The sequence below is a fragment of the Parcubacteria group bacterium genome (assembly GCA_041657845.1).
GTDB lineage: Bacteria > Patescibacteriota > Minisyncoccia > Moranbacterales > JAKLHP01 > JAKLHP01.
The window spans coordinates 1-11,191 of record JBBABD010000008.1 but is presented as its reverse complement, the minus strand read 5'-3'; the positions used below and the strand labels follow the sequence as shown (position 1 = coordinate 11,191).

At 37.5% G+C, this 11,191-nt stretch carries 17 protein-coding genes; 14 read left to right on the top strand and 3 right to left on the bottom strand.

From position 1 onward, the window contains the following. The first annotated feature begins 28 nt into the window (after positions 1–28). From WC906_02225 to WC906_02190, 8 genes are all read left to right on the top strand, one after another. Entirely contained in the window at positions 29–640 is a 612-nt protein-coding gene (locus tag WC906_02225; GenBank protein ID MFA5777231.1) for a LysE family transporter, read from the top strand. 32 nt (positions 641–672) lie between these two features. Continuing rightward, entirely contained in the window at positions 673–1,122 is a 450-nt protein-coding gene (locus tag WC906_02220; GenBank protein MFA5777230.1) for a hypothetical protein, read from the top strand. A 47-nt stretch (positions 1,123–1,169) separates the two neighbouring features. After that, positions 1,170–1,358, top strand: a complete 189-nt coding sequence (locus WC906_02215) for a phosphoglycerate mutase family protein (protein MFA5777229.1) — start codon at positions 1,170–1,172, stop codon at positions 1,356–1,358. A 16-nt stretch (positions 1,359–1,374) separates the two neighbouring features. Next, positions 1,375–1,719: a histidine phosphatase family protein gene (locus WC906_02210; protein ID MFA5777228.1), complete on the top strand. Its 345-nt coding sequence runs from the start codon at positions 1,375–1,377 to the stop codon at positions 1,717–1,719. 95 nt (positions 1,720–1,814) lie between these two features. Next, positions 1,815–1,982, top strand: coding sequence for an AbrB/MazE/SpoVT family DNA-binding domain-containing protein (locus WC906_02205; protein MFA5777227.1), 168 nt, complete (start codon positions 1,815–1,817; stop codon positions 1,980–1,982). A gap of 18 nt (positions 1,983–2,000) precedes the next feature. After that, positions 2,001–2,141, top strand: coding sequence for a zinc ribbon domain-containing protein (locus WC906_02200; protein MFA5777226.1), 141 nt, complete (start codon positions 2,001–2,003; stop codon positions 2,139–2,141). Next, positions 2,099–2,260 carry a zinc ribbon domain-containing protein gene (locus WC906_02195; GenBank protein MFA5777225.1) on the top strand — a complete coding sequence of 54 codons (162 nt, stop codon included), beginning with the start codon at positions 2,099–2,101 and terminating at the stop codon, positions 2,258–2,260. The genes WC906_02200 and WC906_02195 overlap by 43 nt, the downstream gene beginning before the upstream one ends. Positions 2,261–2,281: 21 nt before the next feature. Then, positions 2,282–2,701 (top strand): hypothetical protein, encoded by a 420-nt coding sequence (locus tag WC906_02190; protein MFA5777224.1) that lies wholly within the window; start codon positions 2,282–2,284, stop codon positions 2,699–2,701. A 166-nt stretch (positions 2,702–2,867) separates the two neighbouring features. Here WC906_02190 and WC906_02185 read toward each other — a convergent pair whose 3' ends face one another. From WC906_02185 to WC906_02175, 3 genes are all read right to left on the bottom strand, one after another. Further along, the gene (locus WC906_02185; GenBank protein ID MFA5777223.1) at positions 2,868–3,110 is read right to left on the bottom strand and encodes a hypothetical protein; all 243 of its coding nucleotides are present in this window, start codon (positions 3,108–3,110) and stop codon (positions 2,868–2,870) included. A 76-nt stretch (positions 3,111–3,186) separates the two neighbouring features. Continuing rightward, on the bottom strand, positions 3,187–6,660 hold the full coding sequence (locus tag WC906_02180) for a DNA polymerase III subunit alpha (GenBank protein MFA5777222.1): 3,474 nt from the start codon (positions 6,658–6,660) through the stop codon (positions 3,187–3,189). Between the two features lie 293 nt (positions 6,661–6,953). Then, positions 6,954–7,202, bottom strand: coding sequence for a hypothetical protein (locus tag WC906_02175; GenBank protein ID MFA5777221.1), 249 nt, complete (start codon positions 7,200–7,202; stop codon positions 6,954–6,956). 55 nt (positions 7,203–7,257) lie between these two features. On the opposite strand from WC906_02175, the gene WC906_02170 reads away from it, so the two are divergent. From WC906_02170 to WC906_02145, 6 genes are all read left to right on the top strand, one after another. After that, a complete protein-coding gene (locus tag WC906_02170) occupies positions 7,258–7,962 on the top strand; it encodes a ribonuclease HII (protein ID MFA5777220.1) in 705 nt (234 codons plus the stop codon). A gap of 108 nt (positions 7,963–8,070) precedes the next feature. Then, the gene (gene rpmF / locus WC906_02165; GenBank protein ID MFA5777219.1) at positions 8,071–8,277 is read left to right on the top strand and encodes a 50S ribosomal protein L32; all 207 of its coding nucleotides are present in this window, start codon (positions 8,071–8,073) and stop codon (positions 8,275–8,277) included. Positions 8,278–8,398: 121 nt separating this feature from the next. Continuing rightward, complete coding sequence (gene nusB / locus WC906_02160; GenBank protein ID MFA5777218.1) at positions 8,399–8,929, top strand: transcription antitermination factor NusB; 531 nt, start codon at positions 8,399–8,401, stop codon at positions 8,927–8,929. Positions 8,930–8,943: 14 nt separating this feature from the next. After that, complete coding sequence (gene rnc, locus WC906_02155) at positions 8,944–9,627, top strand: ribonuclease III (GenBank protein ID MFA5777217.1); 684 nt, start codon at positions 8,944–8,946, stop codon at positions 9,625–9,627. A 219-nt stretch (positions 9,628–9,846) separates the two neighbouring features. Continuing rightward, a complete protein-coding gene (locus tag WC906_02150; protein ID MFA5777216.1) occupies positions 9,847–10,545 on the top strand; it encodes a ChbG/HpnK family deacetylase in 699 nt (232 codons plus the stop codon). A gap of 20 nt (positions 10,546–10,565) precedes the next feature. Continuing rightward, on the top strand, positions 10,566–11,191 hold a 626-nt coding region (locus WC906_02145), incomplete at its 3' end, for an undecaprenyl-diphosphate phosphatase (protein ID MFA5777215.1).

The following is an 11,191-nucleotide window of genomic DNA, read 5'->3' as shown; positions in this document are numbered from 1 at the left end:
TTTAGATAATAATTTATAAAGTTTAAATATGAATAACGAGATAGCAAGTGCATTAATTCTAGGATTGATTGGCGGAGTAATCCCAGGACCAGTTTTAACTGCTACTTTTACTGAAATCCTACAATCTGGTTTTTTCAAAAGCCTGAGGATTATCTTTTGGGCGATGTTCACAGAAACTGTTGTGGCATTGTTAAGTTTGCTAATTCTTTCATCGTTGGGTTTTTCAGATGCTGTTTTCAGTGGCATATCATTTATTGGAGCGGGCATTCTTATCTGGATTGCTATTTCAATATGGAAAGTGAAAAGAATTGACAGCGATGAAAAAGTTCATTTCAGTTTGGGTAAAATATCAGCTATGATTATGGCTAATGGCGTATTATGGACTTTTTGGATAACGGTTTGTGTGCCAAGAGCAATATCGCTAAGCGAGAAGATTCATTTCGGTCAATACATATTTTTGATGCTTGTTGAAATTGGATGGCTAGTTTCTACTGTTGCAGTTGCAATTATATTTTCTCGTTTCAGAAAGATGCTTTCAAATCCTAGGGTAGTGCCGATTATATTTAAAATATTTGCGTTAACCTTTTTGTACTTTGCCATTGATATGGCATATAAAAGCATAAAATTTATGTTAAAATAAAATAGAGGCTTCTATAGAGGCCTCTAAAAAATATGAAAAATCCTATAAAAAATAATTTAGTCATAGAAATGCATGTTCCCGATTTGGATATTGTGAAGGATTTCTATTCCAAGCTCGGTTTTGCAGTCAGTATGGATGACAAGCCCAACGAAAAAGAGCTGGGGTATTTGACGATGATTCGCGAGGATAAATTAGGAAGCACCATGCTTAACTTTTATGGCGGAGACGAGAGAGTCTATGGCCAGTCATTTTTCAAACAATTTCCCAAAGAAACAAAAAGAGGATATGCGACTGAAATAACCATCACAACTGGCGATATTGATGAACTATATGGAAGGGCGTCGAAATATCTTAAGGAATACATCGTGCGCGAATTAAAAGAACTTGAGGATCATGGTCATATCTGGAAAGATTTCCGGATGGCTGATCCATTTGGTTTTTATCTAAGATTTACAGAGCTTATTGATTGGGGACAAGAATAGAAGATACTATAGAGACCTCTAAAATTAATAATTTAAACTTGGGATAAATGAAAATTTATATAGTCAGACACGGAGAGACTAATTCCAATAAAGCCAAAAAGGCTCAAGGGCAAAGGATAAATGAACCCTTAAATTCAGAAGGTATCAGGCAAGCCGAAGAATTGTTGCGTGGCATAGACAAGGATTTTGATATTATTTTTTACTTCGCCATTAAAGCGCGCCTCGCAAACAGCTGAAATTTTAGCGAAAGAAATGAATACGCCTGTAATAGCAAGGGAAGAAATCATAGAACGTGATTATGGCGATCTCTCAGGAAAAACCTGGGAGGAAATGTTTAAATTTGGAGGAGGAAAAATTGATTTCAAAAAAAAGGATTTTGAGCTCGAATATGATTATCGGCCATATGGCGGAGAATGCGCCGAGGATGTCAAAATGAGATTTTTAAGATTTATTAAAGAATTGAAAAAGGATTATTCTGATAAAAAAGTTTTGATTGTTGCGCATGGAGGTATACTAAAAATGGCTCACTTTCTGTTTTTGGAGGAAAAAGTAAAGCATACTCCCAAAAACGCTTCAATTTATGAATTTGACGCTTAGATAAAAATAGAAGCTCCTATAGAGGCCTCTAAATTAGCTTTTAGTATTTAGCTTATAGTTTTTAGATTATATATAAATGTTAATTTAAAAAAAATATGAAAAACGAAAAAAATGTGCATAAATTGAAGAAAAACGGGGCGTATAGCTATTCTGTAACTATCCCCAAAGAGGTCATTGAAAAATACGGCTGGAAGGAAAAACAAAAACTTTCCATTGTCGACAAGGGTCATGGTAAAATAGAAATTAGCGATTGGAGGAAATAAACAATTAAATTTAAAAATATGGAAAAAGAAACGTCAATCTGTCAAAGCTGTTCGATGCCGATGACCAAAGATGAAGATTTTGGAACCGATGAAGATGGAAGCAAAAATTGGAGATATTGCAGTATTGTTTTCAGGACGGAGATTTTACTGATTCAATAACCAGCAAGGAGGAAATGATTCAAAAATTAGTAAATATGGCCGGAAAGATGGGGAAGTCGAGAGAAGAAGCTGAAAAAATGGCCAATGAAATCATTCCCAAGCTCAAACGCTGGGAATAAGTAAGAAATAATAAAAAATTTATGCATGAAAATTTTGGAAATCCTCCCGTTCCTCAAGAGAAAAACAACGAACAGGAGCGAGCAGAGCAAAAGAGAAAAAGGATCGCTTTAGCGAAAGAGCTTAGCGAAATTCATGAAAGGATTCCTTTTTCGGGAATTGATCCAGAGCACTACGCAAAGCTAAAAGCCGAAGAGGAAGAATATCCGGGCTACGCTACGCCAATAGATGAATTGGTGGAGAGATTTAGGAATGAAGGGATGAAAGTGGCTTTTGGAAGAGACCCCAAAAGCGGAAATATCTTTATTTTGCCTTCTGGAAGCGAAGACATTGAAAATGACAGTATTCTTCCCCAGCATTTGAATTTAGATGGGATTATGGATGGAAGACTTAAAGAGCTGGTTTTGTTAAGTAAGGACTATATTAAAAAGCAACAAAAATAAAGACTCCCATAGAGGCCTCTAAAATATTTTTAATAAGTTTCAATTCTTCCTTCGGGAACAATTTTCTTTGTTGCGGACGAAAGGTCGGCTGCAAATTAATTTTAAAAGAAAAACTCGTCCAAGATTCTGGGCGAGTTTTGGTGCGGTGGCTCGTTCGCTCACGTGCTCACGTGACCATAAAATAGCAAGAATCATATGTCCCCATGCAATAATCGTCTTTTTCCTTGGCTACTTCTACTGTGAGTTCAGATGCCATAAAGCTCGGTATCTCGCAATCGGCCGGCCGGCGCTTGTCATCCTCTAGACATTTTTTCAACCTGATGATGAGATTGCTCAATATCTCGTCATCTTTTGGCAGATCTGATGCTTCAAGGTTTCGCAAGCGCATCCCTATGGTATTGGTCAGCATGACTTTCCCTCCTTTTTTAGAATAGAAATCTAAAAAAACTATTGCACGATTCAACGAAAAAGTAAAGAGTGAAGGTTCAGATAAACCTTATCTCGCTGCTACCTGAAACTTCTTTTATTCTTTTCAATATTTCAGGATCATACTTTATTGAATACGGAGTTTCCAGTTTTGAGTCTTTTATTTTTAGATACACTTTGGCGCTACCTGATTCGCACTGGTCAAAAATTTCGGAAAGTTTTTTGAAAGTTTCTTTGGTGGCATTGTCCGGAAGAGTGATAATTATTTTTGATTTTCCATTTGCTTCGGAAGCTCCGTTTTTTTGGCGCGTGGCCTCGATTCTTTTGAAATTTTCCAGTTCCTGCGGATTAATTTCTTTGGCGCTGTCGACCAGCAGTTTGAAATTTCCGTCTTTGTCGGAAAGAGTTCCGCTGGCCACGACCACTTTGTCTTCCTGCCAGGTTGATTCCGAAGTTTCCAAAATTTTCGGGAAGATCAAAAGCTCAATTCTTCCCCGCAGGTCTTCGATGGTGGCAAAGACCATCGTCTTTTGGCTTTTGAGAAAAATTTTCTGAACCTTGGTGATGACTCCTCCCAAACTTATTTTTGTCCCCACCATTCCTTTTTCAATACTGCTTATCGGGACAGCCATCTTATCGAAATAGTTTTGATAATCTTCAGCCGGATGTCCGCTGACATATAATCCCAAAAGTTCTTTTTCCCAAGAGAGCATTTCTTTTTTGGTTGCGCTCTGAGAGTCAACCATTTGCACCGACCCCGGAGCAAGAGTTTCGATTCCAAACAAACTTACCTGATTGGAATTCTTGTTTTTTTGGATGCTCTTGGAATAGTTCAAAATATTTTCGAGGCTGGCTAGATGTTGGTTTCTTTCTCCAAGTTCTTCCAGAGCGCCGACTTTAATGAGAGCTTCCAGAGATTTTTTGTTGAGATCCTTGGTGGTCACTCTTTCCAGAAGGTCAGCAATGGTTTTGTATTTTCCTCCAATTTTTCTTTCGGAGACAATTTCACGAGCCACAGTCGATCCGACATTCTTGATGGCATTCAGTCCAAAACGAATAAGTCCGTTTCCTTTTTCATCTTTTACTACCGCAAAGTCTTCAAAACTTTCGTTAATATTCGGCGGCAAAACCTCAATTCCGATTTCTTGGCATTCAAAAACTTCAATGGCAACCCGGTCGATATCATTTTGGTCGGAAGTGAGAAGGGCAGCCATAAATTCAGCCGGATAATGCGCCTTAAGATAAGCAGTTTGATATCCAATGAGCGCATAACAAGCTGCATGGGATCTATTAAATCCATATCCGGCAAAAGGTTCGATAAAAGCAAAAACCTTGTCCGCTATTTTTTCATTGATTTCATGCTTGATACATCCTTCCACAAACTTTATTTTCTGTTCTTTAATGAGTTGGGAGATCTTTTTTCCCATTGCTTTTCGCAGAACATCCGCTTCTCCCAGCGTGAATCCGGCCAAGTCTCTCGCAATTTGCATAATCTGTTCCTGATAAACCGCTACTCCATAAGTATTTTCCAGAATCGGTTCGAGTTTAGGATGAAGATAATTTATTTTTCTGGTTCCATGCTTTCCGGCGATAAAATTAGGAATCCAATCCATCGGTCCCGGACGATAAAGAGCCACCATTGCGATAATATCTTCAAAAACAGTTGGTTTTAGCTGTTTTAAATATCTTTTCATCCCAGTGCTTTCCAACTGGAATACTCCGGTGGTCTTGGCATCTTGGAGGAGTTTGAAAGTCTCTTCATCATCCGGCGGGATGTCGTCAATGTTGATATCCATTCCTCTGGTTTTGCGGACTATTTTCAGGGTATTTTGCATAATAGTAAGGTTTTTGAGTCCCAAAAAGTCCATCTTCAGGAGTCCGATTTTTTCCACATAGCTGGATTTGGTGGAGGAAGAATATTGGGTCACTGTTCCTTCTGTTTTTCCGATTATTCTTTGAAGCGGAGAATATTCCGTAACGGGATTTTTGGTAATTACTACTCCGCAGGCATGCATCGAAGCATGGCGCGCCACTCCTTCCAATTTTTTGGCGCTGTCAATCAGTTTTTTCACGGACGGATCTTTTTGATAAGCTTCTCGCAGTTCCACCACTTGATCAACTGCTTCTTCAATTGTTGAAAACATTGGAATCATTTTCGAAGTTTTGTCGCAAAGTTCGTAGGGATATCCCAAGGCTCTTCCGGTGTCCCGGATGGCAGCGCGAGCAGCCATAGTTCCGAAAGTAATGATCTGGGCTACATGATCATCGCCGTATTTTTTGCGGACGTAATTCAAAACGTCGTCTCGTCGATCGTCAGCAAAGTCCATATCAACATCGGGCATCGAGATTCTTTCCGGATTTAAAAATCTTTCAAAGAGCAAATTATATTTTATCGGATCGATATTGGTTATTCCAATGAGATAGGAAATGAAACTTCCGGCAGCGCTTCCTCTTCCCGGTCCGACGACAATTCCCTGATTTTTGGCCCAGTTTACGAAGTCCTGGACAATGAGAAAGTAGGAAACAAATCCGGTTTTTTCAATTACCGAAAGTTCATATTCCATTCTCTCGGTTTGCACTGAAGTTATGTCATCGCCAAATCTTTTTTGAAGTCCTTCTTCAACTAATTTTCGCAAATATGTTTTATCGGTAAAACCTTCCGGAACATCATAATGAGGCAATTGAGTTTCTCCCAGCTTTATTTCAAAGTTGCATTTATCTGAGACGACCTGGGTATTTTCGATGGCTCCAGGAATATGCCCAAAAGATTTTTCCATTTCCTCCGGAGTGCGGAGCGACAAATCAAAAGCCATCAGATTCATCCGATCTTTTTCAAAAACTTTCCGGTTGGTTTGAATGCAGAGCAAAATATCCTGCGCAGAATTGTCGTCCTTGTTTACATAGTGAATGTCACTGGTTGCGACCAGAGGTATGCCAGTCTCCTTAGATATTGCAATCAATCCCTCATTGGCGATCTGCTGATTTTTATATTGCGGATGATCTTGAATTTCCAGAAAAAAATTTCCTTTTCCAAAAATATTTTCATATTCCCCGGCCAGTTTTTTGGCTTCATCGTATTTTCCGTTGATAATGGCAGAAGGAACCTCTCCTTCAGTACAGGCGCTAAGCGCCACAAGACCGCCAGAATATTTTTTGAGAGTTTCTCGGTCAATTCTCGGCTTGTAGTAAAAACCTTCTAAATGGGCGATGGAAATAAGTTTCATCAGATTTTTGTAGCCAACTTCATCTTTGACAAGGAGAATCAGATGATTTCTAGTTTTATCAATATTGGTATTATTTTTGTTTTGCAATCCGCCTGGCGCCACATACATCTCGCATCCAATAATTGGTTTTATTCCTTTGGCTTTAGCCTTAATAAAAAATTCCACAGCCCCATACAAAACCCCATGGTCGGTTAGGGCGAGCGAATCCATTCCTAGCTCCTTGGCGCGATCAAGCAAGTCGTCTATTTTGGCCAGACCATCAAGGAGGCTATAGTGGCTGTGGACGTGTAAATGGGTGAATTTTGGCATAATATTAATTGTGTAGTATTTTTTAGATTAAAATTTTCAATTCACAATTTTCAATTTTCAATCAAATCGCAATGGCTCAATTTTCAATGTTTGAAAATTAAATAATTGGAAAATTGAAAATTTATTGAAAATTGGTATTTGAAAATTGAAAATTTAAAAGCCTTTGCTATGAAAAGCAAGGCTTGATATAAAACAAAATCTATTTTTTTCAAATAAAACTTTCATATATTTTTCCTATCTTCATCCCCCGGGTTGCCCTCTGGGCTTTGCAAGATAGATTTATCGTGAATCTATTATAGCATATTTGGGGAAATGAAAAAGGAGGTTCCAACTGATATTGGTTCCTCCTCAGATTCCTCCTTTCTTTCTTTTTGCTTATGATAGTCTCTGACTAATACCGCGCCTACTGTTATTCCGTAAGGAACAAACAGGAAGATTACTATAAGCGGTATATACTTCTTTTTATTTCCGCTGATCATTTTGAAGAAGTTTTTTGTTGTATTCCAGCCTTTTCTGCCATTGTCTCTGATTATCTTTTTCAATACTTACCCCCTCTATGCTAGAATAGAAAACATAAGAGAAATTCTACTATAACTTATGATAAAGTCAAGCTTTGATATAGAAAACGAACTATTATCCAAGGGGTATGATTTTGTGATTGGGATTGATGAAGTGGGAAGAGGACCTCTTGCCGGACCAGTCGTGGCTTGCGCTGTAATATATAGGAATTTTAAATTTTCAATTTCTAATTTTCAAACAATTTCCAATGATAAAATTTCCAATGACAAAAACTTTATTAAAAATATAGAGCTGATTCGTGATTCTAAGATGCTATCAGAAAAACAGCGTGAGGGGCTGTTTGATTTCATCCAAGAGAATTTTTTTGTTGGCGTTGGACTCTGCGATCACGAGACAATTGATAGGATGAATATTTTGGAAGCCAGTTTTTTGGCAATGAAAAAAGCTCTTAATGAGTTAGCTCGCAAAGCTCAAATTTCAATTCTCAAATCTATAATCCTGGTCGATGGCAATAAGAAAATCCCGAATTTTTCAATGGATCAAAGGGCGATAGTGGGAGGCGATAAAATCGTAAAATCAATCTCCGCCGCTTCAATAGTGGCCAAAGTGACCAGAGACAGAATGATGAAAGAACTGCATAAAAAATATCCGCAGTACGGTTTTGATAAACACAAAGGCTATGGAACAAAGTTTCACGTTGATGCTCTTCTGAAAGTCGGCCCTTGCAAAATCCATCGCAAAACCTTCGAACCAGTGAAAACCCTTGTCAAAAAGGGGAAATGATGATAAGTTAATATTGTTATTTATTTAATATTTATAAGCTCGAAGATTAAGGCTTGAAATAAAATAACTTATTTTGAACTTTGAACTTTGAACTTTGAACTTACATTTATGTCTGTTCCAAAACAACGCCACACCAAGCAGCGAAGAGATCGAAAGAGAGGAAGATTTGCGGTCAAACCAAAAGCTACTCGAGAATGTCCAAAATGCGGAAGTCCGATTCTTCCTCATATAGTTTGCAAAAAATGCGGATATTATAAAGGAAGAGAAGTAGTGAATACTTTAAAGAAAATTGAGAAAAAGAAGTCTAAAAAATAGCGGTATGGCCTCCCAGTACCAATTCCAATAGAGCTTATTATTGTTGAAAGTTCAGTGCTCGGATTCGCCTTCGGCTTTAGTCAAAATTTAAAATAAAATTATAATATAGAATTGGTACGGGATGCTCATTGTTGCAGCTGCTCGTGCCTTGCAGGCAACAATGGCAAACAGGCACCTTCAACGTTCAGTAGCAATGCAGTCGCTCTTTGAGTGGGATTTTCGGGGCGGAGAAAAAGAAAAGAAAGAAGAAATTATTCAGAGAAATATTAGAGAATTTGCTCCAGGAATAGAAGAAAACGATTTTATTGAATCTTTGGTCAGCGGAACAATCAAAAACAGGGAGAAGATAGACGAAATGATTGAGAAATGCGCTCCGGAATGGCCGATTAGCCAGATAACGGCGGTGGACAGAAATATTCTAAGGCTGGGAATTTACGAGCTAATATTTGGAAACTATGAAGAAGTTCCTCCAAAAGTAGCCATAAATGAGGCAATTGAATTAGCTAAAACATTCGGAGGAGAAAGCTCAGCCAGATTCATAAACGGAGTACTGGGAACAATTTATCGGGAAATGGGAGAACCGATGAAAAATGATGAAAGTAAAAATAAAGAAAAAAAGTCTGAGGATAAAAAAGAGTCAGAGAATAAATAATAATTTTTCCGGATATGATCGAAAAACTGGCAAAAATAATAGGAGTTGAATTCAAAAACATTAACTTACTCCAGCAGGCGCTTACTCATCGTTCATATCTTAATGAACATAGAGATTACAAGCTAGAGCACAATGAACGGCTGGAATTTCTTGGCGATGCTGTTTTGGAACTTATCGTCACAGAATATTTATATAATAATTATAAAAATCCGGAAGGGGAACTGACTAGCTGGAGAGCGGCTTTAGTTAACGGAGAAAATCTGGCAGGAATTTCCAAAAAATTGGGAGTGGAAGAATTTTTGATGATGAGTAAAGGCGAAGCCAAAGATACAGGAAGAGCCAGACAATATTTGATGGCGAATGCTATGGAGGCGATTATCGGAGCCATCTATTTGGATCAAGGATACGATAAAGCGAAAGATTTTATTTTGAAAAATATTGTTGTAAGCCTGGATTCTGTTCTGGAAAGCAAATCATATATGGATCCCAAGAGTTATTTTCAGGAAAGATCTCAAGATGTGGTTAAGGTAACGCCTATGTATAGAGTTCTGGAGGAAAAGGGTCCTGATCATGACAAACATTTTGTAGTCGGAGTTTTTTTGAATGACGAGCTAATAGCCAAAGGAGAGGGAAATTCAAAACAAGAGGCGCAGAGAGAGGCGGCGAAAAATGGATTGGAAGCGAAAGGATGGGAATAAAATTTATTGGGTTGTTATGTCATAAAATAAAATTTTAAAAGAAATTAGATCGCGTGGTTAACGGAATTCTAATTGCTTAGCAGGAGTTAAATATTTTATAAAAGCATATGATAGCTAGTCCTGGCTACGAAATTCCTTTTAAAATTTTATTTTATGACAGTTAATTGCAGTAATTTAATACTGCTTTTTGTTTAACTTTTTCTGTGATAATATCAAGTTATGGATGAAAATATAAGAAAAAAAATAATAGCGACGGCGGATGATTTTGGAATTAGCGAATTAGCCAATAGAAATATTTTGAAATTGGCCGAATCTGGAAAAATCGACAGAGTGGCTATTATGACCAATGGAATTTTGCCTCAGGAAGAAATTAATAAACTTCTTCATTCTGGAATGAAATTGGATATTCATCTGAATATAACGGAAAAATTTTCGCAGCCAAGAAAGTTTAAGGAGGGAATAATAAAACGGTCGGCATTATTTTTAGCTCGATATATTGGCGGACAAATAAGCGCAAGCATAGTAGAAAAAGAATGGGAAGAACAAATAAACAAATTTAAAGAAATAGTCGGAAGACATCCTGACGGAATAAACTCCCATCAGCATATCCATTATTATCCGAGTTATTTTAAGGCAGCGGCAGCACTAGCAAAAAAATATTCCATTCCTTTTGTTCGATGCGGGAAGAAGGGATTTTTGGGAAAAATGAACGGAGTAAAACAAATTCTTGCTGTTTTCAGAAAAACCGATACGAGATATTTGGCGAAAGATGGCATTGAGTCATCGGATTATCTGGTTAGCTTCGATTGGATCAAAGATTTTCCAAAATTTTTGAACGAGTTGCCGATAGGAACGGTTGAAATAACTTTTCATCCTGAGCGGGAAGATGAATTCGAAGCCATTAAAAAGTATTTTTAATTTTATTATTTTTTTAATTTATGACCGTTTTTCAATCAATAATTTTGGGTATAGTCCAGGGTTTGGGAGAATTTCTCCCAATTTCTTCGACGGCGCATCTTGCTATTATTCCTTATTTTTTCAATTGGAAAGATCCGGGATTAGGTTTCGATGTAGCCCTTCATGTGGGAACACTAATAGCTTTAATATTATTTTTTTGGAAAGACTGGAAGCAGATAATTTTCAATTTTCAATTTTCAATTTTCAATAAATTTTCAAAATCTAAATTTCCAAATAAAAAGAACTTGCCTGATGCCAACAGTTATTTGCAAAATACAAACTTACTTTGGCTGATTATTATCGCGACTATACCAGGTGTAATATTCGGAGTTCTCTTCGAAAGCAAAGCGGAAACGGTTTTTCGCAGTCCTTTGCTTATCGCTTTTACTTTGGCGGTTATGGGACTCATTTTATTTTTAGTCGATAAATATGCGGGGAAAATAAAAGATATAAACAAAGTAACAATTAAAGATTCAATATTAATCGGCATATCGCAAGCGATAGCCATTATTCCCGGAGTCTCTCGGTCGGGGGCAACGATAACAGCCGGACGCGCTTGTGGAATGAATCGCAAGGATGCCGCCAGATTTTCCTTTCTTCTTTCCGC

Excerpts from the sequence above, each read along its gene's own strand:
- WC906_02205 (MFA5777227.1), top strand. The coding sequence starts at position 1,815 with ATGAAAAACGAAAAAAATGTGCATAAATTGAAGAAAAACGGGGCGTAT.
- nusB (MFA5777218.1), top strand. The coding sequence starts at position 8,399 with ATGCTCATTGTTGCAGCTGCTCGTGCCTTGCAGGCAACAATGGCAAAC.
- WC906_02225 (MFA5777231.1), top strand. The coding sequence starts at position 29 with ATGAATAACGAGATAGCAAGTGCATTAATTCTAGGATTGATTGGCGGA.
- WC906_02215 (MFA5777229.1), top strand. The coding sequence starts at position 1,170 with ATGAAAATTTATATAGTCAGACACGGAGAGACTAATTCCAATAAAGCC.
- rpmF (MFA5777219.1), top strand. The coding sequence starts at position 8,071 with ATGTCTGTTCCAAAACAACGCCACACCAAGCAGCGAAGAGATCGAAAG.
- WC906_02185 (MFA5777223.1), bottom strand. The coding sequence starts at position 3,110 with ATGCTGACCAATACCATAGGGATGCGCTTGCGAAACCTTGAAGCATCA.
- WC906_02190 (MFA5777224.1), top strand. The coding sequence starts at position 2,282 with ATGCATGAAAATTTTGGAAATCCTCCCGTTCCTCAAGAGAAAAACAAC.
- rnc (MFA5777217.1), top strand. The coding sequence starts at position 8,944 with ATGATCGAAAAACTGGCAAAAATAATAGGAGTTGAATTCAAAAACATT.
- WC906_02180 (MFA5777222.1), bottom strand. The coding sequence starts at position 6,660 with ATGCCAAAATTCACCCATTTACACGTCCACAGCCACTATAGCCTCCTT.
- WC906_02210 (MFA5777228.1), top strand. The coding sequence starts at position 1,375 with ATGAATACGCCTGTAATAGCAAGGGAAGAAATCATAGAACGTGATTAT.
- WC906_02200 (MFA5777226.1), top strand. The coding sequence starts at position 2,001 with ATGGAAAAAGAAACGTCAATCTGTCAAAGCTGTTCGATGCCGATGACC.
- WC906_02170 (MFA5777220.1), top strand. The coding sequence starts at position 7,258 with ATGATAAAGTCAAGCTTTGATATAGAAAACGAACTATTATCCAAGGGG.
- WC906_02150 (MFA5777216.1), top strand. The coding sequence starts at position 9,847 with ATGGATGAAAATATAAGAAAAAAAATAATAGCGACGGCGGATGATTTT.
- WC906_02220 (MFA5777230.1), top strand. The coding sequence starts at position 673 with ATGAAAAATCCTATAAAAAATAATTTAGTCATAGAAATGCATGTTCCC.